Here is a 15,994-nt window from a genome sequence, read left to right as displayed (position 1 = left end):
CAGGTTGATCATGTTCAATTGGATAGACCAAGGGAGCGCTCAATTTCGGAAAGCCCCATGGCCCCGACAAGGCGCTGGACGGGAACTCCATTTTTAAAATACACCATCAGGGGGATGCTTCTGGCCTCAAGGCGCTGGGCAGTATCCGGGTTTTCGTCCACATTGAGCTTGGCAACGGTGATTTTTCCGTTGTACTTTTTTGCAAGTTGCTCCAGTATGGGTGCGACCATCCTGCAGGGACCACACCATGGAGCCCAGAGGTCCAGAAGGACCGGAACAGGCGAAGACAGGACAAGCGCCTGGTAGCTGGCATCCGTCACCGTAATCGGAGCTCCTCCTACCGGGAGGGGGGCCTTGCATGCCCCACAACGCGGTCCTGGCCTTCCGGGGTCAACATTATTTACCACACCACAAGCAGGACACCTGACAGGAGTACTCATGAATTCCTCCACTCAAAAGAAATCCGTTACAAACCCGTTGACATCCGTTCATCATAGTCCCCGACATGAAACACGACAAGGGGATAAGGAAACGGGTCCGCTCCGGATAGCCAGCACGCTCGTTGCTTTTCTCCTTCTTTTTCCCGGAATGCTCTCCGTTGCATCGGCAAGCTCCTTTTTTGAGGGATCCCCGAAAATGGGAGAGCACTATTCCCCGTCGGAAAATCTTGAAAAGATCGATATCGCAATCCTCAAAAAAGCGAAAAAATCCATTGATATCGCAATGTATGCCTTTACCGACAGGAATCTCTCGGGAGTACTCCTTCAGGAAGCCCAAAAAGGGGTCAAAATCCGGATTTACCGTGACCGGACACAAATACACGACCATGGAGACCAGAGTCAAAAACTGCTTAACCAACCTGGAATAGAGATCCGCATCAAACGAAACGGAAGAAGCAACATCATGCATCTGAAGTCCTACATCGTCGATGGCAGGATCCTGAGGACAGGATCGGCCAACTGGTCTCCCCCCGGAGAAGGAGCCGCATGCCGGCGTTATTCCTGCGGTCACAGGCTCCAGCAGGACAACAACCTATTTCTCACGGAAGACCCGATCATGGCAAAACAGTTTGTGAAAGAATTTGACCATCTCTGGAATCGACCAAACAACATGAGACACTTCCCCAAAGCCAAACACCGCAGGAGAAAATACGACTGACCTCCCACGACTTCCCAAAAAAAGGCCGTTATTGGGGCATGCTCTCCCCGTTCGATGCCACGTCAAGAGCATCTCCGAGCGGGAGCGGCTTATCCAGAAACTCCGGAACAAAAAACAGGGCATAGCCAGACAGCATCAAAAGTCCTCCAGCGACCTGATGGAAGGAGAGAGGCTTTCCCAAAAAAATAATTGCGCCCAGAGCCGTTACAATGGGCTGCCCATTGACCAAAAAACTCGTTCGGGTGCTTCCCAGGACGGAAAGGGCCCGGTTCCAGAGGAAATAGGCCAGATAAAGCGCGATGCCAATCGTATAGAACAAGGCGAAATAAACGACCGGAACTCTTTCGTCTGGAGAGAGAAGCAGTTCTTTCGGGCTGGACAGGGCGATGAACAGTCCTCCGATCAGGATCGGCAGGACGGTCACCGTCAACGGCGGGAGCGTCCGGAGAAGTCTTCTGGACCAAAGAGTCTGAAGGACAAACAGAAAAAGGCAAAGAGCCCCCCATAATAATCCGGTCAACCAGAATGGTCCGCTTCCGACGGGAGCACCTCCGCCAACGAGAACGGCTGTCCCCATAAAAACCACCAGCATCCCGCCCCATTGACTCTTTTTGTAACGCTCGCCTGCACCGATATGCCCAAATACAGCCAAAATCAAGGGGCCAAGCGACAAAATGAGTGAAATCGTGAGGGGATCAAGGAGAGAGACCGCTTTAAAAAAAGAAATCTGATAGGAAACGGTCGACAGGAACGCCAAAAAGGCCAAACCGGACCATTGACCCAATGTGAGCTCTTTCAGCAGGGAAAAAAGTCTGGGGCCAAGAAGAAGCAACAAAATGGCTCCCCAACCAAAACGCAACGTCAAAAAATGTCGGGGAGTAAGCATTCTTAAAGGTTCATACAGAACGACATAATGAAAACCCCAGATCAGGGTCGTCAAGGCGATTGCCCAATACCCGCCGACAAGCGTTGAAAATCTTTTTTTCACATCCCTCTTCCATCGATTGAATCCGGTCCGGGCAAAGCCCACCAGAAAGAGAACATAGAGGACAAGCAGACGTCCATGGGGAGTCCGCACATCATTCTGTTTTCCAAGAACCCCAAAATCGATTATACTTCAAGAATAGATAGCCCGGTCCTGCCCCTTCCCTTTTTTTCGTTATCCTCATGGTCAGGCGTTTGCAAAATTCTAACAGTTTTTCATTGAAAGGGTTTACTCTCGTGAAAAAGACTCGGCTGCCCCTTTCTTCCCCGCTGTCCATGTCGATCGTTTTGGTAGCCCTCACACTTTTCTCCTTATCCGCTTGCCAAACTCTCCAGGGGTCACTCCCCTCCAATGGAGAACGAACCCGAATATCGGGCAAACTGATCTCGGAGGGGCTTCCAATCAATCACGCAACCATTTTCCTGAAGGGAAGCGGCACCCGAACCAATCGGGAACTCCTCACAAGAGCCGACGGTTCGTTTGAAGCGGATCTTTTGCCGGGACATTATGCCCTTTCAACACAGCCGGTTGGCTACTGCCCCATCAAGGGATCGATCAATGTTCCTAAAAACCCCGGTCAGCCAGTGCCGCTGAGAATTGAGCTTGTCAGAGTCTCTTTCATCCACTGCGGTCAGGGAACCATCATCCTGTCCGGGAAAGCGATCGACAACGAAGGAAAACACCTGACGAAACCAGCCCTTCTATCCGGGATCATCAACGGTCTTTCCGCCCCGAAGTCCGGGACGGCTTCTCCAACGCTGAGCTTTTTTCTGACAGCGGAAGGGCCGGGAGAAACCACAAGGGAGATCTCTCTTGATCCGACAGGACGCTTCATCGCCCCTCCCATGGTCGCCGGGCGTTATATCCTGGACCTTGTCTTTTCAGGATTCTGTCCTGTTCACCAGACACTCGAACTTCCGACAGGGGATTCCTATCTTCAGTTGCAGCTGATCCGTCACCAGGAAGGAACCTCGTGCACGAAATCCCGGGCCCATCTCATATTACCGGATACCGGTTCCTGAAAAGGGCGGCCAGTGGAACGGAGAAACACCATCGTCTCCGAAAACGGATCTTTATTGACTTGAACCTCCCTGTGGCCGATCCTTCTCACGGATGAAAAGAGTTCTCAAGACGAGCACCTTCGCCATCACCGACAAACCGATCGCACGACAGGAGCCAAAAGTTGGACACTGATACAAAATCCGATATGAAAACCATGAAGATTTGGGAGCCAGGCTTACGGATATGGCATTGGGCAAATGCCCTTTCCATCCTCCTCCTTCTGGAAACATCCTTTCTGTTCGACTGGCACAAGGAACTGGGTCTTTCCAAAGAAACCTCCGGACTCTTCAAAAAAACCCACTGGGTCGTTGGACTTGTCTTCGCAGGATTTTTTCTTTATCGCTTTTTTCTTCTCTTCCGGGGGAAAACCTTCAGCCGCGTCAAAGATCTCAGGATTACCGAAAAAGGACAGTCGGTCCTGGGAGTGCTGCGACACGAAATCAGCATTCACAAAAATCCGCCCAAAGATCAAAATGGACAGCCGATGGAACCACCAGAACCTGGCCACAACCGTCTTGGGCGATTCCTTTATATTCCCCTTCTGTTCATCCTCCTGCCTCTCCAGATTGTCACAGGGGTCCTATGGGGAAGTCTCAATTGGGGCTACTGGCCGGTTCCGGCTCTCCACAATATGGATCATGCCACCAGAAAATCCATTGATGATCTTCTCTCAAACATCCACAGCACCGGAATGTATATCATTGTCGCGATTGTCATCCTCCATATCGGTGGCGTTATCATGAGCGAATTGACATTCGGAACGAATCTTCTCTCGTCGATGATTCATGGAAAGAAGAATCTTCCTCCACAGGCTATGATGGAATATGAAAAAATTCTGGAAGAAGGGAATGCTTCGGATTGACGCAAGTCATAGGCCGAAAAATCTCCCTGAAAGGGAATAATGGCAAGCAATCCCGAAAAAAAAGCGGATGACCGTCGTTTTGAAGAGCACCGCGATCAGGATCCTTCCTCCATAGCGGACCTTCTCCCGGACGGAATGTCGGGCGATATCATTGTCTCCAAATTTTCCGGATGGGGAAGTCTGGTCACAATCATTCCGCTTCTAGATGCCATCAAGAATCGTTTTCCCGAATCCGGCATTATTCTTCTGACACATAGAAAAAATGAGGAATTCGCAAAAATATTGCCCCAGATTACAAGAACCATCCTGTTTTCCAATCCGGGACTTGGTCATTTTCTAAAGTCCCCTCTCCAGTTCTGGAAAAAAATTCGCATCCTCCGAAAGGGAAAACCAACGGTCTTTATCGATTTGCAGATCCACACACATCAATCACTCTCGATGATTCTCTCCCTCGCGAGCGGAGCATCGATACGGGTGGGATTGAAAAGCAAGCCCAGCCGGTCGAGGGACCGATTTCTCACCCATTCCATCTATTTCAACAGACACCAGCCCCTGTCCACCGTCTTCAGGCAGATTGGAAACCTTCTGGGACTTGGACCCTTAGCACAATCCCCCAAGATACCAATTCTTTTTTCTTTCAGAGAACAGGAACGCGTTCTCGAAAAACTGAACCTTCCGGATCCACAGAAAAGACTTCTGGTCATCAATCCCAATGCATCAAAACTTTCTCATGAGCGTCGTTGGCCAAGGGCTCATTTCATCCGCCTGCTCGAACTGTTTTTCCAAAGGTTTCCGGATACCAACGTTGTCTTTCCCGGAAGCCCCGGAGAATACCAATACAACGAACCCATACTCAAAGCCTTCTCCGGCTCCCGACATTTCATGAGAAACGTGGCCGGACGACTGACCCTTCAGGAAACGGCGATCCTTCTCAAAAAAGCCTCCCTCTTCCTGACAAACGACAGTGGGCCCCTTCATCTGGCACTTGCCCTGGGAACCCCCACGGTCGCGATGTTCGGTCCAACCCATCCGGATCTTGTCCTTTACCGGCCCAATCCCCCCAAAAGCATTTTTCTTTATGAACCTATCTATTGCAGCCCCTGCCTCCACCAGACACCAACACCTCCCTGCGCTGGGGATAACAAATGCATTCAGGCGATCTCCCCGGAATCGGTCCTCTTTGCCATGGAATCGCTTCTGACCTCTCCCAAAAAAGATCCGGGACCGCAGGAATGGCGTTTCAATCCGGCAAGATACTCTCCACAAAATGAGAGGCATACCCCGGGACTCATCCAGGACTCCCCAGTGAAGATAAAGACCCTTTGAATTGAGCGATTCACCCCGAATCCAGAGACTCCCCGAAACAAAGTCCTCCATGACCATTATCCCGATCCTCTCTGCAAATCGGTTTTTGAGAGGGATCGCCCAGGGCTTCCTGATCGTCTGGTTTCTGCCTGATCTCCATCTGTTGGGCTGGTCTCCTGTCAATGCGGGTATCGCCCTTTCTTCCGGACTGCTCTTCGATTTTCTATTGACGTTGGCCATTGGCCGGATCGCGGATCGGAGAAGGGGGATTCCCATCCTTGTATCAGGCGAGCTCCTGACCATGACGCCATGCCTTTTTTTTCTCTGGAACCACCATCCGGTCTGGATCTGGATTGCAGCGGCTCTTTCGGGACTTGGACAAAGGTCCAATGGATCCCCGGGCCCTTTTACACCGGCGGAACAGACGACCATCCTCAAGACCATTCACCTCGAACGCCTTTTCTCCACGGTCAGCAGCAATCTGGCAGCAGGGCTCTCCGGTATGGCAATCGGTGGCCTGTCCGGAGCATTTCTGCCTCATGGAATGAAAATTTTCCCTCTGGAAAATCTCAAGGGACTTCTTCTTCTGATGATTGCATCTTCCCTCCTGAATATTTTCCTTTTGAGGAAGGCAGGAGTCCTTGAGGAAACAAAGATAAAGGGGAGGTCTGTCGATCATCCCAACTCCCCCCTTCTCCCCGGTGAAAAAAAGAGCCTGCTTCTGCTTGCGACATCGAATGCTCTTTTCGGGCTTTCCATGGGAATCACCGATCCCTCGATCTCATACTGGTTCATGCTCAGGTTCCAGATGGGACCACAAACCATTTCACTCGTTCTGGGAATTTCCTTTCTGGCAGCTGCCCTTTTTTCCGCTCTTCTTGCCCGCAAGCACCATCATTCCCATCTGCTAAGAGCTACAGTCCTGCTCCAGTTCCTGGCAGTCATCTCTCTTTTTCTGATGCCACTTCCATCATCCTTTGGATGGGCATGCGCACTTTTCACACTCCGATTTGCCTGTCTTCGGGGGCCTGGTGGGATCAGACAGGCCCTTGCCGGACAACTGGTCAGGCCGGAGCATGCCGGATGGGCCCAAAGCATCCATCTCTCCTCCCTTGGAGTGGCTGCCGTTTTTGGCCCGGCACTGGCCGGTCTGTTCTGGAAAAAAGGAATGGTCAACACTCCCCTTTATATGGGAGCGGCTTTCGGGGTTCTCTCCCTGATTCTTTTTCTCATTCTCTATCGAACATCCGTCATGAGACCTCCGTCTGCTTCCCTCCCGTCCCCCTGAGTTCTTGCCCACATAATACGAACGGAGGATAATCTTTCTCTGACATCTGTCTGACCTTCCCTTCAAACCCCACCAACAAGGAGTCGAAATTGCCTCACACACAGAGTTTTCGGGTCTCCGGAATGACCTGCCAGAACTGTGTCCGACACGTGACCAAGGCCCTTTTAAACCAGAAGGGAATCACCCGGGCTGACGTGTCTCTCGAAAAGGGGTCTGCCCAGATTGAATCAACCACCCCGATCGATTTTTCCGTCATCCGGGAGGCCTTGAAAGAGGAAGGCTACGAAGCCTCCGGCGACGACTCCGGAGAACCACTGCCAAAGGCCAGGGATCCATCCTCCCGACCACTGGAGAATCCGGTGGTGAAAAATGAAAAAGCCGGTATGCCGGCCGCTAAGGCCACGACTCCTCTCGATTTTCATATTGAGGGAATGCATTGCGCAACATGTGTCTTTACGATCGAAAAGGCACTGACCCGACAAAAAGGTGTTGGAGACGTGCGGGTAAATCTCGCCACATCCACATGCAGCCTGTCCTATGACCCCACAGAAACAACTCCCGAAAAGCTCTTTAAAACCGTTACAGAGTCGGGATATACTCCGATTCCCCCGGAAGAACTGGTAACGAAAAACGCCTTCTTTCATGAACTTGTGGGACTTTTTCTCACTGGAGCCCTGACCGTTGCCCTGATTTTCCCCCTTCACGAACCAACAACCGGATTCTGGGCATTCGAAAAAGCCATCCTGGGGATTCTTCTTGAGATTGTCGGAGGAGGAGTTTTTATCCGGGGGGCCTATAACGCCCTCAAGAATCGCTCGGCCAACATGGATACGCTCGTAGCCCTCGGGACCCTCTCAGCGTTGATCTATAGCCTTCTTGCCCTTGCCCGCGTCACACCCATGACCATGTTCGAAACTCAAGGACTGCTGCTCTTTTTCATCAGGACAGGAAAGATCCTCGAACTGTCTGCCCGAAACCGCGCCGTCTCCCTTCTGGAGGGAACAAGATCCCTTTTGCCGGACCATGCCTTTTTGATTTCTCCCGACGGCTCGGTCAAGGAAACTCCCATCGAATCCCTGTCTCCGGGAGATGTCATCCAGGTACCAAGAGGTGCCAGGGTTCCTGCCGACGGGAACCTGGAATCTCAGGAGGCCTTTCTCGATGAATCCCTGATGACAGGGGAATCCCTGTCCGTCAGGCGATCTTCGGGTGAGCGGATCATCGGCGGAAGCGCCAATACGGCCGATCCGTTCAGGATGCGGATCACTCAGACAGGAACAGATACGGTTCTTGGAAGAATGGTCATGGCCATCCGGCGTGCCCAGAATGACCGGCCACCGATCCAGCATCTGGCCGACCGTATCGCATCCGTGTTTGTCCCGGCCGTCATAGCCGTTGCCCTGATCTCCTCTGCCGTTTTCTTCATCACGACCCACAACATGACACTTTCCACCACTGCCCTGATCGGTGTTCTCGTCGTGGCCTGTCCATGTGCCATGGGACTTGCCACACCCACCGCCATTCTTGTTGGATCATCGGTTGCCTTGAAGAAAGGAATCATTTTCAGGCGGGGATCCGCAATGGAAATCTTTGCAAAAGCCACACGGATCGTTTTTGACAAAACAGGGACATTGACGAAAGGCACACCGGAAATCACCAGCTGGAACGGATCCTCCTCCGAGGAAGACCTGGTCCCGATCCTACTTCCGGTAGTCTCTTTGGCAACCCATCCATTGGCCCGGGCCCTGGCACTTCGGATGAACACCCTTCATGTCGCCATCTCTCCCGAGGAACAAAAAGAATCATGGGTGGTAACAGAGTCTCAGGGGGAAGGGATGAAAGGGAGCCGGAGATCCCGTCCGGATGAGGAGCTTCTTCTCGGACGTCCGGATTTTCTCTCTTTTCATGGAATCATTCTTCCGGTTGAGGGGATCGGGAAGGAGGAAGGATCCATTGTGGCAGTCGCCTACCGGGGAAAATATGTTGGCCGTTACCTCCTGAAGGACTCCATCCGGCCGGAATCTCCTGAAGTCATCCATTATTTTCAGACAATGGGCATCAAGACCTCCCTCCTCTCCGGAGATCATGAGGAAGAAGCCATGAGAATCTCCGGTCTGGCTGGAATTCCTCCCACGGAAACCTATGCCGGGAAAACCCCGCTGGAAAAGGAAGAGATGATCCGTCGATGGCGCGATCAGGGAGAAATCGTGGTCATGGTGGGGGACGGGATCAATGATGCGGCCGCCATGGCCAGAGCCGATCTTGGCGTTGCCATGGGGGAAGGAGCCGCCATCACCAGGGAACGCGGGGATCTTTTACTCCCTCCATCCGGTCTCGGGCCCCTGGCATTTGCCCATCATGTCGCCCGGCTGACACATTCCCGAATCCGGCAAAACCTGTGGTGGGCGTTTGGCTATAATATTGCGGGCATTCCCCTCGCGGCCGGAGTCTTTTACCCGCTGACCCACCAGTTCATTCCTCCAACTTTTGATGGTCTGGCCATGGCAGCCTCCTCTGTCATCGTCGTCGGCAATTCCCTTCTGCTGGCAAACGTTGCAAGCGACTCTCCCGTCAAAAAATTCCCATCCACATAAAAAAGCCCTCCGGAAATTTTCCGGAGGGCTTTTTGTACCCGAACGATCTTTCTTTGGAATATTTCGAACTACAGGGCGGCATCTCCTGTTTCTCCGGTACGGATTCGCACTGCTGTTTCCAGCGGGGAGACAAAGATTTTACCGTCTCCGATCGAATTGGACATGGCTGTGCGACGGATTGCTTCCACAACCGGGGAAACCTTGGCATCAGAAACGACGATTTCCACTTTGATCTTGTTGATGAATTCCACGACAAACTCGGCCCCGCGATACTGCTCGGTGTGGCCTTTTTGCTGGCCGTATCCCTTGACTTCGGTTACGGTCATGCCATACACGCCGAGGCTGGTCACCGCTTCCTTGACTGCGTCAAGCTTGAACGGCTTGATGATGGCTTCCACTTTTTTCATCTGCTGATTCCTTTCCCTGAAAATCCCGGGTTATATCACACATTCTTTGGTCCCAGCCGATGGAAGGCTCCGGAGAACCGGAGCCCATCCGTTTTGGCAATCAGGTTCGTTGAGTCACAGGCTTTTGTGCCATGCTCATTTCACTTCTGCCAGCAAGCTCACCAGGGGCTGTTCCACCACCGAATCCTCCGGAGAACATCTCTGGATATCCCCACATCTTGTGTTCGCTGATATCGAGACCGCTGACCTCGTCATGCTCCGAGACACGAAGTCCGATCGTGACCTTGATGACGTAGAAGACGAGAAGCGATACGAAGAAGACATAGGCCAGGGAAGCACTGACGCCTTCCGCCTGAACCAGAAGCTGATGGAAACCACCGCCATAAAAAAGGCCGGGTGTTCCGACAGCCAGAAGCTTGACACGGTCGGGGGTTGCAAAAAGCCCGTTGGAAAGAGTACCCCAGATACCGGCCATACCGTGAACAGAAACCGCTCCGACAGGATCGTCGATATGAATGCGGTCGATGGCAAGAACACCGACTACGGCAATGACACCGGCGATGGCACCGATGACAACCGAGGCCCATGGATCGACAAAGGCGCAGGAAGCGGTAATGGCGACAAGGGCAGCAATGGCACCGTTGGCAACCATACTCATGTCAGGAGCACCCAGAATCTTCCAGGCGGTGAACATCGCCGCCAGGGCACCGGCCGCAGCCGCAAGGTTTGTGGTCATGGCGATATAGGCAAAGTAGCCGACAGAAGGAGTCGTCGCCATCAATGTGGAACCCGGGTTGAATCCGAACCACCCGAGCCAGAGAATGAAGGTTCCAAGAACCACGAAAGGAATGTTATGACCAACAATAGCGTTGGATTTTCCGTCTTTGGTGTATTTTCCGATCCTGGGTCCGAGAAGGAGAGCACCCGCCAGAGCCGCACCGGCACCTTGAAGATGAACCACGGTCGATCCCGCGAAATCCTGCATCCCCAGAGTTGAAAGCCATCCACCACCCCAGATCCAGTGGCCGACCACCGGGTAGATCACCGCGGAAAAGATCACGCCGAAGATGATGTAGGTGGAAAATTTTGTACGCTCTGCCATGCCACCCCAGACGATCGCCAGGGAGACAGCGCAAAACACGACCTCAAAGAGATACTTGGCCGACAGGGGAACATCACTGAAGGAGAGCGATGCGAAGACAGTCGCAATATCCTTGTCCGCCACATCGAGCCCCCATCCCGAGGTTCCGATGATGGAGTTTCCCGTTCCGAAGCAGATGGCAAAACCCACTGCCCAAAACACCAGAGAGGAAATGGAGTAGATGACAATATTCTTGACCGCGATATGGCCAGCATTCTTGGCTCTGGTCAGACCGGCTTCCAAAAGCACGAACCCTGCCTGCATGAACATGACGAGAACAGCAGCCACAACCGTCCAGATGGTATCGGAGGCCACCGCGGCAATCGTCGGTGGAGGTGGCGTGGGCGTGGTATCCGCAAACGCCATAACCGGGGCCAGAAGCCCAAGGGCAATCCCGGCAATCCAGGAACTTCTATTGGATAAAATGGATTTCATGGAGTTCTCCTTGAAAGTGTCCAGTTTGTGATCGTCATGACATCACGACGATCGGGAAAGTCTCCTGAAAACTTCTCCTCAGGCCGATCCTCCAGGGATACGGCCAAAAGGAGAAGGTGGAAAAGTCCTGTCTAGAACGAGTAGATCAATTCTACATCGACGGTGTCCTGGGAATAGAGTGCCGGACCCCGGTTACCCGCATTATAAAATGAATTGTTGAAAAGCGGATTGTTGGCGTTGTCGTGGCGATACTCCACCCGGCTGATGACATTGGGCATGAAGTTCCACTGATAATCGATCGACTCGTCGTTGATCGCGGTTCCCGGCATGCCGGTCATGAAACCGTTTGGATCATAATAGACTTCGTAACGGGCAACGACATCCATCGTATCGTTGATGTCGTAGCGGACAAAATTTTCGCTCGAATACCAGGTCGCGTTTCCGACAGGGGTGCCGGACGAGTTGACATTTCCTTCCGCCTGCCAGCCGTAGGAATCGTCAGTGACGAACCACAGATGGTCGATCGGCCCCACCTCGACGACAAAGGCACCGTAGTTTCTCCATGTTGGTGTACTCTCATTATATGGAGCAGCATTTTGAACACCTCCAGCAAGCCCCAATGGATCAAAATAGACGTTTCTGACCTGCGGGCCCAGATATCCGGAGAAGTTGATGTTCAGCCAGGAGATGGGGTTGGCCACCAGACCAAGCTCGATATCCTGGAAGTAGCTCCCTTCGTTGGACTGCATGTTGCCGTTCCAGCCGTTGTTCACCCCGAGATAGAGATTCGTGGTGGCATTGGGGGCGTAGTGCATCCGGACGCCGGTGTGGGTATAGGGTCCGAGAAAAAAGGTGTAGCCGTCGGAGATCATCCAGTTCCCGGTGGGCTGGATCACTTCGAAGTTCGCCAGTGTCTGGAACTGTCCGGCATAGGCCTCAAGCTCCTTGTTGGTGTCGGGAACGAAGAAGTTGATATACGCTTCCTCCAGCCAGAAATCGGAGTAAGGCATACCAGCGCTGGCCAATGATCCTGTAGCGCTTCCTCCATGCCCTCCCCCCAACGCCCCAAAATACCCCGGAGAAAAATTCTGGGCGGATGCGTAGGCGCCTGGACCAAAGTCGGCGCGGAGAACAAAGCCGATCCCGTCGTCGTCCGGACGCCAGAACTTGAGCTGCGCCATGTTGACATTAAAGGAGTTTGCACCGTAATCATAGGCCCGGAAATCCGTTGTCGATGCGCTGGTCGGGTTATATTGCCCGTACACATCGATAAAGCCCTTGAAATGGACATTCATCGAAGGAAGGATCAGATCCGGCGCTGGAGCTGGCGTGGCTGCCGGAGCGGGTGTTACGGGAGCTGCCGGAGTGACAGGTGCCGGGGATGTGGCCGGAGCCGTTGTCGTCGTTTGAGGAGAGGAGCTGTCCCCATAAGAAAGATGCGGGGAGGATAGACCGGCGAGAAGGACCATCGCAGATGCGACCGCAAGGGACAAAACCCCGGCAGATCGGCCTTTCGCTTCCGGAAAGCGTCGTTTCATTAGTCTCTCCTTTAAAAGAGTTTTCCAGTGAAAAGTGCTAATATTGGTTGTCAAAAAATAGATTAGGAAACCGCGATGGGCATAAAAATGCCATCAGACGATCAGGATAAAAACAGGTGGCTTTCTCGACGGAGAGAGGATTGGAACAGCGTTGTTCCAGGGGAAGCCTTGCACTTTCCGTTTCTTTCGAAAACGGGAAGAATTCACCAGGGGGCAGACCCCCCTTAACAGGGTGACGCACCTCTATTATCAATTTCCGTGCCAGAAAAAATAATATCGTTTATAAAATACTTACGCTTTAGCCCTTCTTCTTTCGCATACCAAATTCGACAATATTGAAATCAAAATTGATGACAATTTTGAAGGTCTCAAAGCTCAGAAAGGCGTATTCCCAAAATGGCTTTAGCCCATCTTCACCCTATCATTGTTCATTTCACTCTTACCCTTGGGATTGGCTGGTGCGGGTGGGATCTTTTTCGGATTTTTTCGAGGAATCAGACAGGAAAGGGTTCCATAACAAAGAGAGAAACTGCCGGAAATCTGCTTGAAGGACTGATCATCCTTCTGATCATAACGGTTGGCACAGGGTGGATTGCCCTGGCGATGAAAGAGCGTGCGATGGGACCAGGAGCGGCGTTCTCCCCGGGAGAAAAACACGGAGACGCCGCCCTTCTGACACTCTTTATCCTGCTCACCCGGTTTCTGATCGGGTTAAAAGCCAGAGAGGGGACTACAAACATGCAAAAAAGTGTATTTCTAAAACCTCTGGCCGCCTTTTTTTCTTTTCTGGCTCTTGCAAGCTTTCTGGTCACAGGAATCCTGGGAGAGAGGCTTGTCTTCCACTATGGGGTCACTGCAAAAAAATCAGCACGCCCCGATCTTCAGGAGATCTACGCTTCCAGTGCTCTTTTCAAATCCAGGATCAGATCCTCCGGATCCTCAAGTCCAACAGACACTCTCAAAAAACCCGGATCGATCCCCAGGGCCATCCGGCCTTCGGGCGACATCTGACGATGGCTCAATGAAGCGGGATGCTCGATCAGGCTCTCGGGATCACCAAGACTCACCGCAATCTTGAAAAATTCAAGTCTGGAAGCGACTTTTCTTGCCTTTTGATCATCCCCGAGAGAGAAAGAAAGCATCCCTCCAAAACCTTTCATCTGCAAAGCGGCCACCTTGTGTCCCGGGTCTCCGGGAAGCCCCGGGTAATGAACGGACTTCACCATGGGATGATGCGACAGGAATTCGGCAATATTCATCGCTCCCCGGCAATGGGCTTCCATCCGGAGGGGAAGGGTTTTCATCCCCCGAAGGAGAAGCCATGAGTGAAAGGGGGAAAGCGTCGCGCCCAGATAGGAACCCTCTTCAAAAGAAAGTCGTTCCATCAGGGAAGCGTTCCCTGTAACAGTCCCTCCAAGAAGGTCTCCATGGCCGCCCAGATATTTCGTGGCACTGTGGACCACGATATCGGCGCCAAGGGCGAGAGGCTTCTGAAGGATAGGAGTCGCAAAGGTATTGTCCACAACCAGTGGAACCCCTGCACTTTTGGCGATTCCGGACAGTCTCCCCAGATCGATGACCGTCATCACCGGATTCGAAGGGGTTTCCGCGAACACGGCAGCGGTTTTCGGGGAAAGTCTTCGAGAGAGCTCCTCTCCCCATCCTTCTTCCCGTGGATCGAACCAGTGGATCAGGCACCCTTGGGGGATCAGATATTTTTCAATGAATGCCCTCGTCCCCCCGTAAAGGACCTTTGGAAAAGCCATCTCGGGACGGCTTTTCGTCAAATGGATCAGGATGGCAGATATGGCACCCATTCCGGAGGCAAATGCCCGTGTTTTTTCTCCCCCCTCGAGCTCGGAGACAAGAGTCTCGAAACGCTCGGTCGTCGGGTTTCCCATTCTTCCGTAGACAAACCCCTCCTCCTCCCCCTTGAGAACCCGGTCCACCTGATCAAAATCGGGAAAAGTAAACGTTGACGTCTGGTACAACGGAGGCGTCAGCGCACGCCAGGGATCCTCCGGACCGCTTGTATGGATGCATTTTGTCCGGGGACCCGGGGTCAGATAGTTTTTTTTATTCTTCAATTTCCCTCCCATAACTTTTCAAACCTGAACAATTCTTTCATAATACCATCAACAGATTTAAACCAAACTTTGATCAAAAAGAAACATTACAAAAAGGATACTGAATGTCGAGTTTCTTCCCCCAAAGCATCAAATCGCTTGTGGAATGGGTCAGATCACACCCCGAGATCTCGAAGGAAGTACTCAGGGCATTCAGATATGGCCGGGATCTCTCTCTGATCGCAGTCGTCAAGACAGAGGAAGGGGAGTCCCCTGTTTCCCTCGACAACATTGTCTCTCCTTACGTCCGGACGCCTGATATCTACTTCGAGCTCGGACCTGATATCGAGATTCTTCTATTACCTGAAACCAGCGCTGACGGAGCGAGGATTGTTGCGTCGCGAATCATGGAAGGGGGACCCAGACGCCTTCCGGGTGCCAATGACACAAGCCTTCCGGAGATCCGCATCGGAATGACCTCCATAGGGCTTGGTGGACATTCTGACATTGAGGTGACAACAACGGCTCTTCTTTCAGTGCATGCGGCCATTGTCTCCGGAAATCCGATGATGTCTTTCCGGGATATCTTTATCGGGAATCTTTCCCTGTTCGAATCGGTTGCAATGATCGCGAATCTGACAACTTATGAAATCTCGGTTTTTTCCCAATCGTTTGAACGTTTCAGGGAAGAGCCGATGGGATTCAGGGAGCGTCTGGCTCAGGGAGCCTTCCAGATCGCGACCGACCTGGGCCTGAGCGAGGAAGACGCTGAAGATCTGGCTCGATGGGCACACTTCACAGACCTCTCCGCCTTCGAAAAAGGACACGGCAATCAAAAAGCCGACCTTTTTCCCATCGCATCAAGAAGAAAAAGGGACGATTTTCTGAAAGGCATGGAGCTGTATCTTTCGAACCCGGATGGGTCAACCAGCAATGAGGTCAACTGGAAAACAAGATGGAAGAGCAAGGAAGCGGCAGCTATCTTCCAGTCAACCTACATCATCCAGAAAAGTTGTCTTGGACGCATAGGCCAACAACAGGCGTCCTTCCAGGATATTCTTGTACAGATGGAAAAAATAGGGATAGAGAAATCAGTCATTGATTCCATTACCAAAAAAGGTGAGTCCCTCTGGAATCCCTTATTCCAGTAAAG

At 52.3% G+C, this 15,994-nt stretch carries 13 protein-coding genes and 1 pseudogene; 8 read left to right on the top strand and 6 right to left on the bottom strand.

Annotated elements, in window-relative coordinates; genetic code table 11:
• Window positions 1-14 precede the first annotated feature (14 nt).
• Window positions 15-440: a thioredoxin gene (gene trxA / locus LFE_RS02095; protein ID WP_081495313.1), complete on the bottom strand. Its 426-nt coding sequence runs from the start codon at window positions 438-440 to the stop codon at window positions 15-17.
• On the opposite strand from trxA, the gene LFE_RS12840 reads away from it, so the two are divergent.
• Entirely contained in the window at window positions 439-1,158 is a 720-nt protein-coding gene (locus LFE_RS12840; RefSeq protein ID WP_014448626.1) for a phospholipase D-like domain-containing protein, read from the top strand. The genes trxA and LFE_RS12840 overlap by 2 nt on opposite strands.
• 28 nt (window positions 1,159-1,186) lie before the next feature.
• Here LFE_RS12840 and LFE_RS02085 read toward each other — a convergent pair whose 3' ends face one another.
• The gene (locus tag LFE_RS02085) at window positions 1,187-2,236 is read right to left on the bottom strand and encodes a DMT family transporter (protein ID WP_014448625.1); all 1,050 of its coding nucleotides are present in this window, start codon (window positions 2,234-2,236) and stop codon (window positions 1,187-1,189) included.
• A 143-nt stretch (window positions 2,237-2,379) separates the two neighbouring features.
• Here LFE_RS02085 and LFE_RS02080 point away from each other — a divergent pair, with 143 nt between their 5' ends.
• The 5 genes from LFE_RS02080 (at window position 2,380) to LFE_RS02050 (ending at window position 9,254) form a co-directional block, all read left to right on the top strand.
• Window positions 2,380-3,165: a carboxypeptidase-like regulatory domain-containing protein gene (locus LFE_RS02080; RefSeq protein WP_041773938.1), complete on the top strand. Its 786-nt coding sequence runs from the start codon at window positions 2,380-2,382 to the stop codon at window positions 3,163-3,165.
• 161 nt (window positions 3,166-3,326) lie between these two features.
• On the top strand, window positions 3,327-4,067 hold the full coding sequence (locus LFE_RS02075; RefSeq protein WP_014448622.1) for a cytochrome b/b6 domain-containing protein: 741 nt from the start codon (window positions 3,327-3,329) through the stop codon (window positions 4,065-4,067).
• A gap of 39 nt (window positions 4,068-4,106) precedes the next feature.
• Window positions 4,107-5,393, top strand: coding sequence for a glycosyltransferase family 9 protein (locus LFE_RS02070; RefSeq protein ID WP_014448621.1), 1,287 nt, complete (start codon window positions 4,107-4,109; stop codon window positions 5,391-5,393).
• A 1-nt stretch (window position 5,394) separates the two neighbouring features.
• On the top strand, window positions 5,395-6,660 hold the full coding sequence (locus tag LFE_RS12835; RefSeq protein ID WP_050989460.1) for an MFS transporter: 1,266 nt from the start codon (window positions 5,395-5,397) through the stop codon (window positions 6,658-6,660).
• A gap of 89 nt (window positions 6,661-6,749) precedes the next feature.
• Window positions 6,750-9,254, top strand: coding sequence for a heavy metal translocating P-type ATPase (locus LFE_RS02050; RefSeq protein WP_014448619.1), 2,505 nt, complete (start codon window positions 6,750-6,752; stop codon window positions 9,252-9,254).
• Between the two features lie 68 nt (window positions 9,255-9,322).
• Here the strand turns inward: LFE_RS02050 and LFE_RS02045 are convergent, their stop codons facing one another.
• The 3 genes from LFE_RS02045 to LFE_RS02035 form a co-directional block, all read right to left on the bottom strand.
• Entirely contained in the window at window positions 9,323-9,661 is a 339-nt protein-coding gene (locus LFE_RS02045) for a P-II family nitrogen regulator (protein ID WP_014448618.1), read from the bottom strand.
• Between the two features lie 100 nt (window positions 9,662-9,761).
• Entirely contained in the window at window positions 9,762-11,237 is a 1,476-nt protein-coding gene (locus LFE_RS02040; protein WP_014448617.1) for an ammonium transporter, read from the bottom strand.
• A gap of 131 nt (window positions 11,238-11,368) precedes the next feature.
• Window positions 11,369-12,775 carry an outer membrane beta-barrel protein gene (locus tag LFE_RS02035; RefSeq protein WP_014448616.1) on the bottom strand — a complete coding sequence of 469 codons (1,407 nt, stop codon included), beginning with the start codon at window positions 12,773-12,775 and terminating at the stop codon, window positions 11,369-11,371.
• Between the two features lie 396 nt (window positions 12,776-13,171).
• Here LFE_RS02035 and LFE_RS14600 point away from each other — a divergent pair.
• Window positions 13,172-13,624, top strand: a pseudogene (locus tag LFE_RS14600) (DUF2231 domain-containing protein); the annotation flags it as partial.
• A 41-nt stretch (window positions 13,625-13,665) separates the two neighbouring features.
• On the opposite strand, the gene LFE_RS02030 reads toward LFE_RS14600, so the two are convergent.
• Entirely contained in the window at window positions 13,666-14,862 is a 1,197-nt protein-coding gene (locus LFE_RS02030; protein WP_014448615.1) for a trans-sulfuration enzyme family protein, read from the bottom strand.
• Window positions 14,863-14,966: 104 nt separating this feature from the next.
• Here LFE_RS02030 and LFE_RS02025 point away from each other — a divergent pair, with 104 nt between their 5' ends.
• Complete coding sequence (locus LFE_RS02025; RefSeq protein ID WP_014448614.1) at window positions 14,967-15,992, top strand: hypothetical protein; 1,026 nt, start codon at window positions 14,967-14,969, stop codon at window positions 15,990-15,992.
• Window positions 15,993-15,994 lie beyond the last annotated feature (2 nt).

Source organism: Leptospirillum ferrooxidans C2-3 (genome assembly GCF_000284315.1).
Taxonomy (GTDB): domain Bacteria; phylum Nitrospirota; class Leptospirillia; order Leptospirillales; family Leptospirillaceae; genus Leptospirillum; species Leptospirillum ferrooxidans.
The sequence above is the reverse complement of the archived record's forward strand: the minus strand, read 5'-3'. Positions and strand labels throughout refer to the sequence as shown.

Bases quoted from the DNA above. Each gene is read 5' to 3' on its own strand.
- LFE_RS02070 (WP_014448621.1), top strand. From the start codon at position 4,107: ATGGCAAGCAATCCCGAAAAAAAAGCGGATGACCGTCGTTTTGAAGAG.
- trxA (WP_081495313.1), bottom strand. From the start codon at position 440: ATGAGTACTCCTGTCAGGTGTCCTGCTTGTGGTGTGGTAAATAATGTT.
- LFE_RS02035 (WP_014448616.1), bottom strand. From the start codon at position 12,775: ATGAAACGACGCTTTCCGGAAGCGAAAGGCCGATCTGCCGGGGTTTTG.
- LFE_RS02040 (WP_014448617.1), bottom strand. From the start codon at position 11,237: ATGAAATCCATTTTATCCAATAGAAGTTCCTGGATTGCCGGGATTGCC.
- LFE_RS02045 (WP_014448618.1), bottom strand. From the start codon at position 9,661: ATGAAAAAAGTGGAAGCCATCATCAAGCCGTTCAAGCTTGACGCAGTC.
- LFE_RS02025 (WP_014448614.1), top strand. From the start codon at position 14,967: ATGTCGAGTTTCTTCCCCCAAAGCATCAAATCGCTTGTGGAATGGGTC.
- LFE_RS12840 (WP_014448626.1), top strand. From the start codon at position 439: ATGAATTCCTCCACTCAAAAGAAATCCGTTACAAACCCGTTGACATCC.